Genomic DNA, 17,813 nt, shown 5'->3' with positions numbered 1-17,813 from the left:
CCTCACTTAAAACTGTGTTCAGCCGTTGGGAAATCACCCGATTTAACGGCATCCACATAGGCCTTGAGTGCCTCTTGGATGGTCCTGCCGGATTGTAGAAAGTTCTTCACGAAACGGGGTGGATGCGGATTGATACCCAGCATGTCATACAGCACCAATACCTGCCCATCACAATCGGGGCCTGCGCCAATACCGATCACAGGTATGCTCAACTCGGTAGCGACCTGCGCAGCCAACTGATCCGGCACACACTCCAGAACCAGCATATCGACACCCGCATCCTGCAAAAGTCTGGCGTCTTCACGGATCAGGCTTGCATCCCGCTGTTCCCGTCCCTGCACACGATACCCACCAAGCTTATGTACGGATTGCGGTAACAGACCAAGGTGTCCACAGACAGGGATTCCCTGGGATGCAAGCTGGCGAATCGCCTCCAGTTGAGGCGTACCACCTTCAAGTTTGACCATATGGGCGCCGCCCTCCTTCATCAGCCTGCCCGCGGATTCCATGGCCAAACTCGGAGAGCGATAACTCATGAATGGCATATCTGCCACCAGCAGGGAGTTTTCCCTGGCTCTTGCCGCATTGCGTGTATGGTAGATCATCTCATCCAAGGTCACCGGCAGGGTACTCTCTTGCCCCTGGATCACCATACCGAGAGAATCACCGACGAGAATCACCTCGACTCCCGCATCTTCAATAAGACGGGTGAAGCTGGCATCGTAGCTGGTCAATACACAGATCTTCTCACCGGCAGATTTCATCTCCAGCAAACTTCTGACGGTTATATTTTTTTTGCTCATATTGTCTCGCTAAGCTCACTCAAAACTGGCTCGTACCAGGGCCTGTAAACACTAATACAATCGGCCCTAGAATTATAGGTACGTCAACACCAACAATCACTATAATGTTGAGTGTCTCAACACTTAAGATCTGTGATAACCAGGCAGTCGAATTCAGTATATAGTTTGTTGGCACTGTTCGTGAAGTGTTTGCAGTGGGACTATCCCCAGGGCTTGTCAACTGGGATCCAACAGCCCTGGTTCAGAGGGAAAAGCCGGTAAGATTCAAATAGCGGCGCCTATCCGCACCCCTTTCACAGATATGCTGCAGCAGCAATTGAAAGTGTTCCTCATTTTGCAGTGGATTGATCTCGGCAGCATTTACGATCAGTATCGGTGAACGATCGTAATAGTGGAAGAAATCGGCATAGGCATCACACAGTTGTTGTAAATAACCGGACTCGATTTTTTGTTCCACTGGCCTGGCGCGCTGTTTGATACGCTTCATCAGCACATCAACAGGCGCCTGAAGATAGACGACCAGTTCAGGTGGCGGCGCCTCCAGTGTCAGTCGCTCATATACCTGCTCATAGAGTTGCAGCTCATCGTGGTCAAGATTGATTTGTGCGAAAAGGCGATCCTTTTCAAGCATAAAATCTGCGATCAAGTATTGCCGGAACAAATCGCCCTGTGACAAATTATTCCATTGACGACTGCGCTGAAACAGAAAAAAGAGTTGCGCCGGTAATGCGGCTTCCCGCGGATTTTTGTAGAAACGATGCAGAAAAGGATTCTCTTCCGCCCCTTCAAGTAACATGTCACTGCCAAAATGGTTTGCCAGCCGATGTACCAGGCTGGTCTTTCCAACTCCGATCGGCCCTTCAACAACAATGAAATTTGGCTTTTCAATCCAATCGTTCAATACCCTCTCCCGACAGTATCCGCAACATATCCTGCAACCTACCCATGCCAGGTATGTCCATACCGATCGGGGCTATCTCACTTAACGGCCACAGGACAAAGGCCCTGTCAGCCATCTCAGGATGGGGGACCCTCAGGCGAGGTGTATCGATCATCGCCTCGCCGAATATCAACAAATCGAGGTCGAGGGTACGCGGTCCCCAGCGCTCAGTTCCACGAACCCGTCGATGGGTCTGTTCAATCGCCTGCAGTTGATCCAGCAGTTCTTCGGCATCCAGTGTGGTTGCCAACGAAGCGACTGCATTGATGTAGTATGGCTGGTTCTGTGGACCAATCGGTCGTGTTTTATACAATGATGATTGCGCAAGCAAGGTCGAGTGCTTTAATGCAGTGAGTTCCCGCAGTGCAATCTCAACCTGTTGCGTGGGATTGTCCAGATTACTGCCCAAACCTATATAGGCAATTACTGATTGGCCCTTACTCATCGCCCGGTTTGTTGCTCTTGTTTTTACTGGATCGCCTTTTCCTGTGACGTCTTCTGCCACGCCGACCCTGCTCGGTCATACTTTGCTTTTGTTGACTATTGGCACGTTGGAATTCAGTCCACCAATTGGAGAGTTCGAGTTCAACTTCACCCGCCTCGGCGCGGAGCAGGAGAAAATCATATGCCGCACGAAATCTGGGATGGCTTAAAAGACGATAGGGTCTTTTTCCCTGGCGTTGCTCAAAGCGTGGTTGCAATTGCCAGATATCGCGCATCGGATAACTGAATCGCTTGGGTATGGATACATGCTTGAGCTGGTCACTCAAGACATCGTTGGCCACTGTCTGCAGTGCCTCCACAGGTTGAACATCCTGTGCCAGCAGCGCCTCGTAGCCAAGTCTTACCGGTTCCCATAACAGCACCGCAAAAAGGAAGGCCGGGGTGACAGATTTATCCTGTTGTAAACGCGTATCGGTATTGTTCAACCCCCGATTGACGAAGGTAATGGGAAAATCGTGATCTTCGTGGGAAAGCGCTTCTTCGGTCGCTGGAAAGAGTTGCCCAAACAGTCCGTAGTGGCGTAGCTTCTCAAAGGATTCCAACGCTGAACCACCGAGAAAGAGTTTCAACACCTCTTCATAGAGCCTGGCTGAGGGTACATCCTTAAGCAGTGGTGCCAATCTTTGCATTGGGGATTCAGTTGCCGGATCGACGATAAATCCCAGTTTGGCGGCAAATCGCACAGCTCGCAGCAGACGTACCGGATCTTCCCTGAAACGACTCTCCACATCACCCAGCAGACGTATCACTCCATGTTGAAGATCCGACATGCCATCGGCGAAATCTATCACCGTAAAATCACCCACATCATAGTAGAGTGCATTGATGGTGAAATCCCGTCGCTGGGCGTCCTCATCAAGGGTGCCGTAGACATTGTCACGCAATATCATACCGTTCTCTAACTGGCGCTCTCCATCCTGAGAAGGCTGCTGGTTACTGCGAAATGTTGCCACTTCGATGATCTCCCGACCGAAGTAGACGTGGGCCAGACGAAAACGTCTGCCAATCAACCGACAGTTTTTAAAAACCGACTTGACCTCCTCCGGCAGGGCGCTGGTAGCTACGTCGAAATCCTTGGGTTCCCGGCCAAGCAGCAGATCACGCACACCCCCACCCACCAGGTAAGCCTCGTAACCGGCACTTTTTAACTTCGTGAGGACTCTTATCGCGTTTCGGCTGATATTCGCACGGGAGATAGTGTGATCATCCCGCGCAATGACGGTAGGCATCGCTGAGCCTCTTCTATCCGATCCGGCAGGGAGAGTGGAATTGCTGATCAATCCGGAGAACTTTGATTTCAGCCACTTGGCAGCTTGTTTCAAGGGTACGACCACTGAACTATTTTTTTAACCAGGTGATTGAGCCTGGCAACCAAGTCAGTATAATACCGCCTTTCGTGAGAAACTGCTCCCTTCGTCTAGTGGTTAGGACGCTGGCCTCTCACGCCGGTAACAGGGGTTCGAATCCCCTAGGGAGTACCAGCTAGAGAAATGGCCGCTGCAAGGCGGCCTTTTTTTTACAATTCTTTTGATAACTCATTGAGATATTGACGAAAATCATCACCAAGCTCCTGATGTGACAAGCCATATTCGACAGTCGCCTCAAGATAACCGAGCTTACTTCCGCAGTCATAGCGCTTGCCTTTCACCCGATAGACCCGAACCTTTTCGTATTTCAACAACTCGGCAATGGCGTCAGTCAGCTGGATTTCGCCTCCGGCGCCCCGTCCAGTCTCCTTGATCAGCTCGAAGATGCGAGGCGTGAGGATATAGCGGCCGACCACTGCAAGGTTGGATGGCGCATCCTCCGGTTTTGGCTTTTCCACAATGGAGGTCATGATTGCGGTCTCACCATCATCATTCTCCACTTCCACGATACCGTATTTGCCAGTCTCCTCTTGTGGTACCTCTTCAACCAGTATCACACTACATTGGTAACGTTCATAAACCTTGGCCATCTGTGCGATAGCACCAACACCATCTTCGCCACGGATCAGGTCATCTGCAAGGATGACCGCAAATGGCTCATCCGCTACCACCGGTTCTGCACACAACACCGCATGCCCAAGCCCAAGGGCCTCCGCCTGTCTGAGATAGATGCAGCTCACATCCACTGGCAGGACATTTTGCACCTTCTGTAACAGCGTGGTCTTCCCTGCCTCCTGCAGTTCACTCTCCAACTCATACGCCTTGTCGAAGTGATCGGGAATGGAGCGCTTGTTCCTGCCTGTGACAAATACCAGAGATGTTACGCCTGCCTCCTCCGCCTCCTCAGCGGCATATTGAATCAGAGGCTTGTCGACTATCGGCAGCATCTCTTTGGGGTTGGCCTTGGTCGCGGGTAAAAAACGGGTGCCCATCCCAGCAACAGGAAAAACCGCCTTGCGTATCTTTTTCATTACCACTCCTATAGGTCCTTATATAAAACGTGCCATTCAATTACCCGCGTTCAGATGAACCACCATATTCAATATGGTACAAGGCATCCTAACATAGAGGTTCTTTGAAAGGGTTCCATATAAATATGAAACTGAGCAACCTAGGGTCTCTTAACACTATTCAATAGGCCCCAGTCATCGGACATTCACAGGTTGGCTGCAATCTCCAGATTGATCGATTGCAGTGCCTTGATGGGATCGGCAGCGGCGGTAATCGGCCTGCCCACCACCAGATAACTCGATCCGGCGTTTATCGCGTCCGCGGGAGTCATCACGCGCCGTTGATCGTCCTGGGTCGCTTGCTTGGGGCGGACACCGGGAGTGACGAGGAGAAAATCATGCCCCAGATCCCCACGCAGCATTCCAGCTTCCCGGGGAGAACAGACAACACCATCCAACCCAGACTGTTGTGTCAGCTTCGCCAGGCGTGAGACATTATCTGCGGGATCGCCTGAAAAACCGACCTCATGAATCTCCTCCCCGGTCAAACTGGTAAGAATGGTAACCGCAATCAGGAGTGGACGATTACTTCTGGACTCCAGACGTTCCCTGGCCGCCTCCATCATTCTGCGGCCACCAGACGCATGTAAATTCATCATCCACACACCAAGATCGGCTGCCGCATCACAGGCTGCCGCCACAGTATTTGGAATATCATGAAACTTCAGATCGAGAAAGACCTCATAACCACGCCCCCTCAACACCTCGATGAAAGAGGGACCGATGCGTGTAAACATCTCCTTACCCACCTTGAGTCGGCAGAGTGAGGGATCCAAGCGATCGACAAGAGCCAGAGCCCTATCCTGCCCCGAATAGTCGAGTGCCACAATGACCCTGGAATCACTGCTGTTCATGTATATTCCACCTTCTATCTTTATGCGGGATCCGTGGATTCGGATCGATTGTCATGTCACTGCGTTGGCCTTAAAGCTGCGCGTCAGCCCCTGCTGGGGTTTTATTTCGCCCCATCTCTTGCAGCTGGGACAGTGCCAATGCAGTTTTTTTGCCGTGAAGCCACAGTGATCACACTGATAGGCCGGTTGTTTTTCCAATAGTTTCATCACTGATATCAACAGGACCTCCAAAGCCTCCTTGGGACTCTCCTCGCTTCGCTGCAGATTCAGTCTCACTAAACGTTCCAGGCCTTTTAGATCAGGTGCCTCTTCCAGATGTCTGAGCATCGCATCCACAGCCGCACTCTCACCCTCTTTTTCGACAATCATCTCGGAGAGAATCATCATTGCTTCCGTGCAGTGGTGACGTTGATACAACTGTTGCAGGTATTCGAACAATTCATGCTGTCTGCCGAGTTGCTTATAGCATTCGACAAGCCTGGGCAGAACCTCGGAAAGATAGATGGGTTCGTTCTCCTCGACCTGCTGCAGCAACTTTACCACCGATCGACAATCACCCCGGGTATAATCGATCTCGGCCTGTAAAAGTAAAGCGCGCACATTGTTTCGTTGAACCTGTTGAGCACGCTTGAGATAACCCTCCGCTGCGGAGATATTCTGCTGGCTCAACATCTGCTCAGCCAATTCACAATAGAAGTGGGCAACCGCATTCGGTAGAGAGGGAAAGTGGGATACAGAGATCTTATCAGCAACATCAAGGCATCGTTGCCACTCTTTCTCCTGTTGATAGATCTCCAATAGATAGATATAGGCCTGCTCGTTGTAGATTTTGAGTTCGGTTAATTCGAGGAACAGGTTTTCGGCACGATCGAACAGGCCTGCCCGCATATAGTCTTGACCCAATTCAAGCAAGGCCTGTGCTCGCTGTTCGCGATTCAAACTGGGCCTGGCTATCAGGTTTTGATGAATACGGATGGCTCGATCCACTTCACCCCGCCGACGAAACAGGTTACCCAAGGCAAGATGGGTCTCTACCGTATCGCTGTCCACATCCAGCAATTCGATGAACAGATCGATTGCCTTATCGGGCTGTTCGTTCAGCAGATAATTGAGACCTTTGAAATAGACCGGCGCGATCTGCGGTTGCTGCTTCTGTTTTTTTCTGGGCATGCCGCGCCGTGCCGTATACCAACCGGAGGCAGCGGCTACAGGCAGCAACAAGAGCAGCAGCTCAATCACCTGACACCTCAACAACCACACCGGCAGCGTAATGCCGATAATGGGTTACTGCTTGGGTTAAGACATAGCATGTAAAGTACATTGCAACCCTCACTGCTCCTTCAAGGGTAAGGCGCGAAGGTTGTTGACCTCTTCACTCACCATTTGACTGCGCCTTTTAAGAGAGTGTATTTCCCGCTTAAGACCCAATACTCTACCCATTCCGGCCAGGACACCCAAAATCACACCCAGTCCCAAGGCGATGGTCAGTATCAACGACAAAGGGAGGTCCCGATGACCAAAATAGTAATTAATTTCTACAGGGTCGGCGTTGAGTACAGTGAAGACTGCACCCAGCATCATGATCAGTATGACTATAAAGAGTTTTATGAATCGCATCAGACGTTCCGTAGTTCCTCCTCTCAGTCACCCATTCTCGCCTACTGCAGTCCAGTTTGAAATAGCCAAAATGTAAGAACAGGGGTGTAGATGCGGCTGTTTTCATATTTTCACGGACCTCTCCCCCCTTTGATTGGATTGATAACCTATCAAATAGCGATATTGAGGGAATATCCTGGAGATAACACGGTTCGTATCCTGTTTTTGTCACAGCATAACCGCGAATATCCTCACAACAGAGGAATTCGTCGTCGGTAGATGGGCAGAGGGTAGATGCTAGGCGTAGGTATCCAAAAGGCCATCACCACCCATTATCCATGTTTGGCCTTGTTCCCGAGTCTGGTCAGGGCTTAACGAATCACTGCCAATCGTACCGTTACTGCCAGATCCGGCTCTCCTGTCATGGGCCGATTCACCTGCCTGCTGCTGTCCCACATCCACATTGGCGAGATTGAGATTGATTTCACCAAACAGCTCCCGTAGTCGCGGAATCGATGCCTCGAGGGCTTCTCGCGTAGGGGCTTGAGAGGCGACAAAGGTGACGCTGGTCTGATCATTCTGTAGTGATATCTTTATCTCCAGCGGCCCAAGATGGGGTGGATTCAACTTGATTTCCGCCTGTTGGATGTTCTGACCGACCATCCACTGGATTCGCTCTCCCACCGCTCTGTCCCATCCCGCCTGACCGACGGGAATATCCAGAGGCATGACGATAGATGGCCGCATACCTGTGGATGAGTTGACCGGCAGTTGCAGTGAAAGTGCGGACAGCTGACCGGCGCTCTCAACAGGTCGTCCGGATTCCAACAGCTGCGCACCCAATTCACGCAGCTGCAGTTTCAGTGGCTGAGATTGACCGTTTTCGATCAGTCGCTGGATCAGGAATTCTGGTTGCATCAATTGTGGTTGTGACTGAAGCGGCTTCAGTTGTACTGCACCGTCTAGCACCGGTTCGGTCAATGCAGCCTGCTGTTGGGATATCAGAAGCGGCAAAGGCTTGCCGTCCAACTGGAGTTGCAGCGGCAAAACCCCGCCATCCCGAGGCGTTATAGTCTGTGGTTGAAGGGGATCTGCTGTTGACGTCGCCAGCGAGAGAAACAGAACGCCCTGTTCACCCTGAGCCATCAGCATTTCCTGTAGGGCCTGGTCGAATGTAGCCCCTATAATCTCCCCATTTGCACTGATCTGTGTGACAAGATCGCCCCCTTCTGCAGGGATTGCGGATTTGAGCTTATCCCCCTGAATCTGGGGCATGAGTGCTATCTGTACCATGGCTAAACCTGTTGTTGTCGCTTTCAGTCGACAAGATAAATGCAGGTTCCGGGCCAGGTTTAGGACACCCCACCCTTCTTGGCCCGTTTTTCCTTTCCCCTCGAGCGAAGGAGAAGGTGGTATTCCGGTCTATCGATAAATTGCTTCGCCGGCGGAGCTTAAGTATCGAAATTTTGTGAGATCCGTTGAACCGAATGGTCCTAGAGAGCAAAATCCTGTGGTGTGGCGCGGCGCCACTGCGCCTTCTGCAAACGCCAGTCATCATCACTACGAGTAAACATGAGTTGTAAACGCAGCAGCTCCCCGCGCCATTGGGAGAGCGTCATATCCGTCTCCTGTGGAGACCCGGCAAGTCCGGCAAAGAGCACAACTTCGGCCTCATTCTCGGAGCGTAAATCGATCTGATCAATCGTTGATATAATGTGAATCGATTTGTGACGCATGAAATAGCCCAGCAGCGTTGCCTTCAGCCCCCTGAAATCCCGTCCGCTCTCATCCCTATAAGCCGGATCGACAAAGGCCATTGCTGAGGAGAGATCCCGCGATTCGAGATAGGTTTCAGCCTCACTGATGAGATTTCGGAGCTGTTCCTCCGGACTCAAAGGAGTTTCACTGCAACCGACAGACAGGAAACTGACAATGACCAGTAAGATACCGAGACTGTGTATGCTCTTCATTCCCACAAACTATTTCAGGCTCAACACATCCTGCATGTCGAACAGTCCCTTCTCCTTGCCTACCACCCATCCGGCAGCCCGGATGGCGCCGCGGGCGAAATTCATCCGACTTGATGCCTTATGCACCACTTCCACCCGTTCTCCCTCCATGGCGAACCAGACGCTGTGTTCACCGACCACGTCCCCTGCGCGGATGGTCTCGAAGCCGATAGTCTTGCCATCCCGAGGACCGGTCTTTCCCTCCCGACCATAGACGGCACACTCACTTAAATCCCGACCAAGGGTATCCGCAATCACTTCACCCAATCTCAGTGCCGTACCGGAAGGTGCATCGACCTTGTGCCGGTGGTGGGCCTCGATAATCTCCACATCCGCCTCATCGCCCAAAACCCTGGCCGCCATTTCGACCAGCTTGAAGCTGAGGTTGACTCCAACACTCATATTGGGTGCGAACACGATCGCAATACCATCGGCCCCATCCTGCAATGCCTGCTTTTCTGCCTCATTCAGGCCAGTGGTGCCGATCACCATATGCTTGCCCGCTTCGCGGCAGATCGCCAGATGGGCCATGGTAGCGGTGGGAGTGGTAAAGTCGATCAGCACGTCGAAATCGTCAACGACCGCTTTCAAATCTGTTTCCAGGGAGACATTAAGATGACCGATACCCGCCAGTTCACCTGCATCCTGGCCGATCAGCTGGCTCCCTTTGCGCTCCGTCGCAGCTCCCAGAACCAATCCCTCAGTTTCGCTAACCGCCGTTACCAGGGATCTGCCCATGCGTCCCGCCGCGCCAACCACTGCGATTCTTGTCATCCGATGCGCCCCTTCTAGATTTGCTTTAAAAGCCCATATTTTCAAAGAACTTTTTCACTCCATCAACCCAGCTGGTGGAATGAGGGCTATGCTTCGCACCACCCTTTTTCATGGATTCGTCGAGTCGCTTGATCAGGTCCTCCTGTTCGGCAGTCAGTTTGATCGGTGTCTCGACCAGCACCCTGCACATCAGATCACCCATGGGGCCACCACGAACCGGCTTGACACCCTTGCCGCGCATCCGGAACAGGCGGCCGGTCTGTGTCCCTGCGGGAATCTTCAGGATCACCTTACCATCCAGTGTGGGCACCTCCAGCTCACCACCCAGGGCGGCCACAGCGAAGCTTATCGGCACTTCACAGTAGAGATGATTATCCTCGCGGCTGAAAATTTCGTGAGGCTTCACGGCGACCTGTACATAAAGATCACCGGGTGGACCACCATGCTCCCCAGCCTCACCTTCACCGGCCAGGCGAATACGGTCACCGGAATCGACGCCGGGCGGCACCTTGACCGACAGAGTCTTGTGCTCCTGTACGCGCCCCTGCCCATGGCAGTTAGGGCAGGGATCCTCGATCATGGTTCCTTTACCATGACAGCGTGGACAGGTCTGTTGAACTGAGAAGAATCCCTGCTGCATGCGTACCTGACCATGGCCGCCGCAGGTATCGCAGGTCTTTGGGGTAGTCCCTTTCCGGGCACCGCTACCAGCGCAAACATCACACTTCACCAGAGTCGGCACCCTAATCTTGACCGTTGTTCCAGCGACTGCATCTTCCAGTGAAAGTTGCAGGTTGTAACGCAGATCGGCGCCGCGATGCACGCGAGAGCCGCCACCGCCGCCACGTCCCCCGCCAAAGATGTCGCCGAATACATCACCGAAGATATCTGAGAAATTGGCGCTGCCGCCACCAAAACCGCCACCCATGCTGGGATCGACACCGGCGTGTCCGAACTGGTCGTAGGTCGCGCGCTTTTGCGCATCGGTCAATACTTCGTAGGCTTCCTTGGCCTCTTTGAATTTCTCTTCTGCTTCGACAGCGGCATCCCCGGTGTTCCGGTCCGGATGAAATTTCATGGCAAGGCGTCTATAGGCCTTTTTGATATCGGCCTCACTGGCATTCTTGTTGACGCCTAAAACTTCGTAATAATCACGTTTAGCCATGGTTTTTTATCTTTTACTACTGTTATTTGTTGAGATACATCATTTGTCCAGCTGTCTGAATAGGGCCTGTCAACACTCATTCAACAGGCGCTAGTTTCATGCCCGTATAACGCCAAAACCGCACATCGGCAGGGCTGCCGATGCACGGTTTGCAGGACTGGAATCCTTGATTAGTTTTTGTTGTCCTTAACCTCTTCGAACTCAGCGTCGACAACGTCATCCCCGGCAGCATCAGAGGATGCTTCCGCACCAGACGCACCCGCGTCAGCGGCCGCGGCTTCACCCTCTGCACCCTTCTGGGCGTAGAGCCGCTCCGCCATCTTACCAGAGGCTTCCGCCAGCACCTTGGTTTTCGCTTCGATGGCATCCTTGTCATCGCCTTTCATGACCTCTTCGAGATCCTTGATTGCACCCTCGATCGCTTCCTTTTCACCGGCTTCAAGCTTATCATCGCCCAGCTCTTCCATCGATTTCTTGGTGGCGTGAATCATAGTATCCGCCTGGTTGCGGGCGCCGATCAGTTCGTGGAACTTACGGTCCTCATCCGCATGGGCTTCAGCATCCTTGACCATACGATCGACTTCATCGTCACTCAGCCCGGAAGAGGCCTTGATGACGATCGACTGTTCCTTGCCGGTCGCCTTGTCCTTGGCGGAGACATTGAGAATGCCGTTGGCATCGATGTCGAAGCTGACTTCGATCTGCGGTACCCCTCTCGGTGCAGGCGGGATATCGCTCAGATCGAAGCGTCCCAGGGATTTATTGGCCCCCGCCTGTTCGCGTTCACCCTGCAATACATGCACGGTTACCGCCGTCTGATTGTCGTCCGCCGTGGAGAATACCTGCGAGGCGCTGGTGGGAATGGTAGTGTTCTTCTCAATCAGCCTGGTCATCACGCCGCCCAGGGTTTCGATACCGAGGGAGAGCGGAGTCACATCAAGAAGTAGTACATCTTTGACATCACCGCCCAGTACACCGCCTTGTATCGCGGCGCCAATGGCGACAGCCTCATCCGGGTTGACATCCTTGCGAGGTTCTTTATCAAAGAACGCCTTCACCGCCTCTTGCACCTTAGGCATCCGGGTCTGACCACCGACCAGGATCACCTCATCAATCTTGGAGGCTGTAATCCCGGCGTCCTTCAGGGCAATCTTGCAGGGTTCGATGGTGCGTGTCACCAGATCTTCCACCAGCGATTCCAGCTTTGAGCGGTTCAGCTTGAGGTTCAGATGCTTGGGACCACTTGCATCTGCCGTGATATAGGGCAGGTTGATATCTGTCTGCTGGCTGGATGACAGCTCGATCTTGGCCTTCTCAGCCGCCTCTTTCAGGCGCTGCAGCGCCAGGGGATCGTTCCGCAGATCAAAACCCTGATCTTTCTTGAACTCATCCACCAGGTAGTCGATGACGCGCATATCGAAATCTTCACCACCGAGGAAGGTGTCACCATTGGTGGAGAGTACCTCGAATTGATGCTCGCCATCGATTTCTGCGATTTCAATGATAGAGATATCGAAGGTACCGCCGCCCAGGTCATAGACCGCCAGGGTCTGATCACCCCGCTTTTTGTCCATGCCGTAGGCCAGCGCCGCGGCTGTCGGTTCATTGATGATGCGTTTCACATCAAGGCCGGCGATACGACCGGCATCCTTGGTAGCCTGACGCTGGGAATCGTTGAAATAAGCCGGCACAGTGATAACCGCCTCTTTCACCTCTTCACCCAGGTAGTCCTCAGCGGTCTTTTTCATCTTCTGCAGGATCTTGGCGGAGATCTCCGGCGGCGCCATCTTCTTGCCATTCACCTCAACCCAGGCGTCACCATTGTCCGCCTTGACAATTTTGTAGGGCACCATGTCCACATCGCGCTGCACCACATCATCGTTAAACATCCTTCCAATCAGACGCTTAATGGCAAACAGGGTATTTTGCGGATTAGTCACAGCCTGACGCTTGGCGGACTGGCCGACCAGGATCTCACCATCATTGGCATAGGCAATAATGGAAGGCGTGGTGCGGTCACCCTCGCTGTTTTCAATCACTTTCGTGGAACTCCCCTCCATCACTGCTACGCAGGAGTTGGTGGTTCCCAGATCGATACCGATGATCTTACCCATGATGTTTGTGTCTCCGAAATCTTGTATTGAAAATATGTAATTCTTTGCTGACTGTCCCTAATGTGGGGTCAAGTAGCCTCGATTCAAGCCTCTTCGTCTATCGCCGCCCCAGATCCGGCTTTGGAGACCATCACCATCGCCGGACGCAGCAAACGGCTGTTCAGCAGATATCCTTTTTGCACCACGGCCACCACGGTATTGGGTGCAACATCATCGCGCTCCTGTATCGACATCGCCTGATGAAATTCCGGATTGAACGGCTCACCATCAGGATCAACCTGCTCGATACCATGCTTTTGCATGACATCAACCAGGAGTTTCAGGGTCAGTTCGGTGCCTTCACGAAGTTTGTCCACATCGACCAGCTCATCCTGGGCGGCTTGATGGCCCAACTCAAGACTGTCCCACACCTGAAGTAGATCCATGGAGAATTTCTCCAGCGCAAATTTATGCGCATTTTCCAGGTCCCGCTGGTTACGCTTGCGGATGTTTTCCAGTTCCGCACGGGTTCTCATCAGCTGATCCCAGTGATCATCCGCCTTGGCCCGCGCATCTTCCAGCAGTTTGGTCAGCTCTTGCTGTTCCTCTTGAGAGTTATCTACTTCTTCGGTTGTCTCATGCTCGCTTTCCGGTTCAGCTTCAGCTGCTTCCGTCTCATCTACGGCTTCTGCTTGATTTTGCGCTTGATCCTTTTCAATCACTTCGTTTGACCTCTATTATAGATGGAACAGGATTACGCCCTACGGCGTACAATCCTCTGTAAATGGGGATGATCAGTGTTTTTTCAATACGGCACCGAGAATTTTTGCCGTGATATCCACCACCGGAATGACACGCTCGTAATTCATGCGGGTAGGTCCGATAACACCCAATACACCGACCACCTCTTCATTGACTTGGTAGGGAGCGGTGACCACTGAACACCCATTGAGCAGTTGATACCCAGACTCCTCACCGATGAAGATCTGCACTCCTTCGGCATCCAGGAACTGATCCAGCAGATGTAAAATCTCTCTCTTTTCTGTAAAGGCATCGAACAGCTTCCGTAGCTGTTCGAGACCGGATAGTTCGGCAAACTCCATCAAGTTTGTCTGGCCGGCGATGACACAGTCCTCTTTGGTTTCGCTGGCATTGACCATCTCACCCGCCATGGTCAGTGCCTGGGTCATGACCTGGTCAAAATGGTCTCGAGCATCGTTTAGTTGCTGTAGTACCCGCTGACGCACAAGTTCCATCTCGTATCCGGCGAAGGATTTGTTGAGGAAATTGGCAGCCTGATCGAGTTCTGCGCGTATGAAGTCACGGTGAGTATGCAGAATCCGGTTGTGTACCTCACCGTCTTCGGTGACAAGTATGGCAAGTACCCGGCGATCGGAGAGAGGAAGAAACTCAATCTGGCGAAAGTTGTTCTTGTCCTTGCGGATCAGGGTCACCACGCCTGCCATATGGGTGACGCCGGAGAGGAGTTTGGAGGCGGATTTCAAGACATCACTACTCTCTTCCCCTCCCACCATAAGTTCCTTTCGTATCCTCTCAACCTCTTGATTATTAAGATTTTGTACCGTCAACAACGAGTCGATGAACATCCGATAACCGGTTATTGTGGGTACCCTGCCTGCAGAGGTGTGGGGAGAGGAGACCAGACCCAAATCTTCCAGGTCGGCCATCACATTGCGGATCGTGGCGGGACTGAGATCAAGACCGGTATCTTTCGCCAGGGTGCGGGAACCCACAGGCTGGCCATCGCGGATATAGCGCTCGATCAGCGCCTTGAGGAAGTGCTGGGCACGCTCGTTGACAACGCTATCACTGACCGATTTGTTTGCCACCTATGGGAATCTCCGAAACCGTTGTTAGCACTCTATCCAAATGAGTGCCAATTGATAAGGAAATTAGCAACTCACATCTGGGTAGTCAAGCATTGCGATGCCGGATATGGGATGCTTGGATTGCCCCTATCGGCATGCTAACGTTGCGTATCCCTATGCCAAATCCGTACCGGTCAAGCTTTACACGATATTTTTCCGATGTCAGATAGCAGATACACACGCTTCCAAAAGATTGGATTAATCGGCAAGCATGGCGACCCCACGGTAAAAGAGACGCTGCTTACGCTGTATGAGTTTCTACTATCCCAGAACAAGGAGGTTATATTCGAAGAGGCCACCTGCCGCCTTCTGAAGGGGAAACCGCTCACCAGCGTCCCTCAAATTGAACTGGCAAGCCACAGTGATCTTGTCATCGTCGTCGGTGGTGACGGTACGCTGCTGCATGCAGCCCGGGTACTCGCCAGTCAGAATATTCCCATCCTGGGTATCAATCTGGGCCGGCTCGGTTTTTTGGTTGACTTGTCACCCGACCAGATGACAGCCAAGCTTGAGGAGATTCTTAACGGTCAATATGAGCAGGAGTGCCGCTTCCTGCTGGAAGTCAGCATGGGCGATGAATCCTCACCCCATCAAAATATCCTTGCGCTCAATGATGTGGTACTGCACAAGTGGAATATTGCCCGTATGATTGAATTCGAGACCTACGTGGATGATCAACTGGTCAACGACCAGCGCTCCGACGGACTGATCGTTTCCACCCCGACCGGATCCACGGCCTATGCCCTCTCCGGTGGCGGCCCTCTGCTCTATCCCACGTTGAATGCCGTGGTGATGGTGCCCATCTGTCCCCACACTCTGAGTAATCGCCCGATTGTGGTGGATGGTGACAGTACGATTGAAATTCATCTCCACCCGGCTCACGCTGAGGATGTGCAGATTACCTGTGACGGTCAGGCTACCTTCCCTGCAATGCCCGGAGAGGTGATAAAGATCCGCAAGGCTGTGCACCAGGTGCGTCTGATTCATCCACAGGGCTACGACTATTACAGTATTCTGCGCGCCAAATTGGGCTGGTCGGAAAATCCGAAAAACAATCGATGCTGATTGAGATACAGGTACACAATCTGGCGATAGTATCCAGTATGGAGCTCGAACTGCTGGATGGCTTGACCGCGCTTACCGGCGAAACGGGGGCCGGGAAGTCCATTTTAATCGATGCATTGGGGCTGGCGCTTGGCGAACGTGCCGACAACAGCCTGATCAGGGCCGACAGCGACCGCACTGAAGTTACTGCCGTCTTTGACTTGAAAAATCTTCCGGAGGCATCCGAATGGCTGAAGCATCAGGAGCTTGACGAGGCGGATGAGTGTATCTTGCGCCGTAGCCTCAATCGGCAGGGTCGTTCCAAGGCCTATATCAACGGCCGCAATGTTCCCCTGCAACAGTTACAGGAACTGGGTTCCCATTTAGTGGAGATTCACGGACAGCACGCCCACCAATCCCTGCTCAAGAACAGCCATCAGCGCAGATTGCTGGATGCCTATGGCGGGCTTCTCGAACCGGCGCAACAACTCGCGCAGCAGTATCGGCGCTATCAATCGGAATTGAACAAATTAGAGAGTCTGACCGACGCGGCAGAGGAGCGGGCTTCCCGCATGGATCTGCTTAGATATCAGGCCAATGAATTGAACAGTCTCAATCTCTCACGCGACGAATGGCTCAACCTGGAGCATGAGCACAAACGACTGAGCCATCAGGAGCAATTGGGTGATACCTGCAGGGTGATCATCAATGGATTGGATGATGAGCAGCTGGCCATGCGCAGCAGACTCTCCAGCTATGTGGAGCGTCTCTCCGAAGCGACGCAGCTCGACGAGACCCTCAGCGAACCACAACAGTTGCTTGACAGTGCCTTGATCCAGGTGGATGAAACCCTGGCGTCTCTGCGAAATTATCTGAACGATATGGAGCACGATTCCGCAGGCCTGCAGCAGTTGGAGGAACGATTGAGCGCGATTCACGACATGGCGCGTAAATATCGCGTCAAACCGCAGCAGTTGACAGACAAACTGTCTGATATCGAGAAGGACCTGAAATCACTGGAAAACAGTGAGGTTGAATTGGCGGAACTGACGCGGATTGTGGATCAACAACGCGCCGCCTATCTGGAACTGGGGAGAGAACTCAGCGTAAAACGCAAAGATGTGGCGCAACGCCTCAGCGGCGAGATCACCCAGGCGATGCAAAAACTGGGGATGCCCGGGGGTAAGTTTAAGGTCTCGCTGCGTGAACTGCAGCAAGACCAGGCCACCGCCGACGGATTCGAACAGGTGGAGTTTATGGTATCCGCCAATCCGGGCATGCCTCTTCAGCCATTGAGCAAAGTCGCATCAGGCGGCGAACTTTCCCGGATCAGTCTCGCCATTCAGGTTGCCACCATCCGCTGCGGCTCAACCCCCACCCTGGTGTTCGATGAGGTGGATGTGGGCATCGGTGGTGGGGTGGCCGAAATCGTTGGTCAGATGTTACGCGCCCTTGCCGGCAATCGGCAAATCCTCTGTGTTACCCATCTGCCACAGGTTGCCGCCCAGGCCATGCATCATTTCCAGGTGCTGAAGACAACCCAAAAAAAGACCACCTGGACAGCGATTGCCAAACTCCAGGAGGAGGAGCGGATTCAGGAGATCGCACGAATGCTTGGCGGCGTTCAGATCACGGAACAGACACTGGCACATGCCCAGGAGATGATAAACATGGCATCAGGTCCAAACTAACTGAAGCCGGTCAG

General features: G+C 52.8%; 17 protein-coding genes and 1 tRNA gene. 3 read left to right on the top strand and 15 right to left on the bottom strand.

Annotation, left to right across the window (positions count from 1 at the left end; translation table 11 throughout):
• Positions 1–2: 2 nt before the first annotated feature.
• The 4 genes from panB to pcnB all read right to left on the bottom strand — a co-directional run bounded on the left by panB (position 3) and on the right by pcnB (position 3,476).
• Entirely contained in the window at positions 3–803 is an 801-nt protein-coding gene (gene panB, locus AB8516_RS20450) for a 3-methyl-2-oxobutanoate hydroxymethyltransferase (RefSeq protein WP_108290931.1), read from the bottom strand.
• Positions 804–1,044: 241 nt separating this feature from the next.
• On the bottom strand, positions 1,045–1,704 hold the full coding sequence (locus tag AB8516_RS20445; protein ID WP_369163022.1) for a deoxynucleoside kinase: 660 nt from the start codon (positions 1,702–1,704) through the stop codon (positions 1,045–1,047).
• Positions 1,688–2,188, bottom strand: a complete 501-nt coding sequence (gene folK, locus AB8516_RS20440; protein ID WP_369163021.1) for a 2-amino-4-hydroxy-6-hydroxymethyldihydropteridine diphosphokinase — start codon at positions 2,186–2,188, stop codon at positions 1,688–1,690. Before folK ends, AB8516_RS20445 begins: the two co-directional genes overlap by 17 nt.
• The gene (gene pcnB, locus AB8516_RS20435) at positions 2,181–3,476 is read right to left on the bottom strand and encodes a polynucleotide adenylyltransferase PcnB (protein WP_369163020.1); all 1,296 of its coding nucleotides are present in this window, start codon (positions 3,474–3,476) and stop codon (positions 2,181–2,183) included. Before pcnB ends, folK begins: the two co-directional genes overlap by 8 nt.
• 177 nt (positions 3,477–3,653) lie before the next feature.
• Between pcnB and AB8516_RS20430 the strand changes: the two genes are divergently transcribed.
• Positions 3,654–3,728, top strand: a tRNA-Glu gene (locus AB8516_RS20430).
• Between the two features lie 35 nt (positions 3,729–3,763).
• Here the strand turns inward: AB8516_RS20430 and galU are convergent.
• The 11 genes from galU to hrcA all read right to left on the bottom strand — a co-directional run bounded on the left by galU (position 3,764) and on the right by hrcA (position 15,025).
• Complete coding sequence (gene galU, locus AB8516_RS20425; protein ID WP_369163019.1) at positions 3,764–4,645, bottom strand: UTP--glucose-1-phosphate uridylyltransferase GalU; 882 nt, start codon at positions 4,643–4,645, stop codon at positions 3,764–3,766.
• A 185-nt stretch (positions 4,646–4,830) separates the two neighbouring features.
• A complete protein-coding gene (gene pyrF, locus AB8516_RS20420) occupies positions 4,831–5,538 on the bottom strand; it encodes an orotidine-5'-phosphate decarboxylase (protein ID WP_369163018.1) in 708 nt (235 codons plus the stop codon).
• Positions 5,539–5,589: 51 nt separating this feature from the next.
• Entirely contained in the window at positions 5,590–6,777 is a 1,188-nt protein-coding gene (gene lapB, locus AB8516_RS20415; protein ID WP_108290941.1) for a lipopolysaccharide assembly protein LapB, read from the bottom strand.
• Between the two features lie 90 nt (positions 6,778–6,867).
• A complete protein-coding gene (locus tag AB8516_RS20410; RefSeq protein ID WP_108290943.1) occupies positions 6,868–7,155 on the bottom strand; it encodes a lipopolysaccharide assembly LapA domain-containing protein in 288 nt (95 codons plus the stop codon).
• A gap of 276 nt (positions 7,156–7,431) precedes the next feature.
• Positions 7,432–8,427, bottom strand: coding sequence for a flagellar hook-length control protein FliK (locus AB8516_RS20405; protein ID WP_369163016.1), 996 nt, complete (start codon positions 8,425–8,427; stop codon positions 7,432–7,434).
• Positions 8,428–8,627: 200 nt separating this feature from the next.
• Positions 8,628–9,104, bottom strand: a complete 477-nt coding sequence (locus AB8516_RS20400) for a hypothetical protein (RefSeq protein ID WP_369163015.1) — start codon at positions 9,102–9,104, stop codon at positions 8,628–8,630.
• A 9-nt stretch (positions 9,105–9,113) separates the two neighbouring features.
• Complete coding sequence (gene dapB, locus AB8516_RS20395; RefSeq protein ID WP_369163014.1) at positions 9,114–9,917, bottom strand: 4-hydroxy-tetrahydrodipicolinate reductase; 804 nt, start codon at positions 9,915–9,917, stop codon at positions 9,114–9,116.
• 25 nt (positions 9,918–9,942) lie between these two features.
• On the bottom strand, positions 9,943–11,082 hold the full coding sequence (dnaJ, locus tag AB8516_RS20390) for a molecular chaperone DnaJ (RefSeq protein WP_108290951.1): 1,140 nt from the start codon (positions 11,080–11,082) through the stop codon (positions 9,943–9,945).
• A 170-nt stretch (positions 11,083–11,252) separates the two neighbouring features.
• A complete protein-coding gene (gene dnaK, locus AB8516_RS20385; protein ID WP_108290953.1) occupies positions 11,253–13,196 on the bottom strand; it encodes a molecular chaperone DnaK in 1,944 nt (647 codons plus the stop codon).
• An 83-nt stretch (positions 13,197–13,279) separates the two neighbouring features.
• Complete coding sequence (gene grpE / locus AB8516_RS20380) at positions 13,280–13,897, bottom strand: nucleotide exchange factor GrpE (RefSeq protein WP_369163012.1); 618 nt, start codon at positions 13,895–13,897, stop codon at positions 13,280–13,282.
• Positions 13,898–13,969: 72 nt separating this feature from the next.
• Positions 13,970–15,025, bottom strand: coding sequence for a heat-inducible transcriptional repressor HrcA (gene hrcA, locus AB8516_RS20375; RefSeq protein ID WP_369163011.1), 1,056 nt, complete (start codon positions 15,023–15,025; stop codon positions 13,970–13,972).
• 198 nt (positions 15,026–15,223) lie between these two features.
• Here hrcA and AB8516_RS20370 point away from each other — a divergent pair, with 198 nt between their 5' ends.
• Together AB8516_RS20370 and recN are read left to right on the top strand one after the other, a co-directional pair.
• A complete protein-coding gene (locus AB8516_RS20370; protein WP_369163010.1) occupies positions 15,224–16,129 on the top strand; it encodes an NAD(+) kinase in 906 nt (301 codons plus the stop codon).
• Positions 16,123–17,799: a DNA repair protein RecN gene (gene recN, locus AB8516_RS20365; RefSeq protein ID WP_369163009.1), complete on the top strand. Its 1,677-nt coding sequence runs from the start codon at positions 16,123–16,125 to the stop codon at positions 17,797–17,799. Before AB8516_RS20370 ends, recN begins: the two co-directional genes overlap by 7 nt.
• The last annotated feature ends 14 nt before the right edge of the window (positions 17,800–17,813 follow it).

Source organism: Candidatus Thiodiazotropha sp. LNASS1, from assembly GCF_964212655.1.
Classification (GTDB): Bacteria; Pseudomonadota; Gammaproteobacteria; order Chromatiales; family Chromatiaceae; genus Thiodiazotropha.
This window is presented reverse-complemented; position numbering and strand designations above follow the sequence as displayed.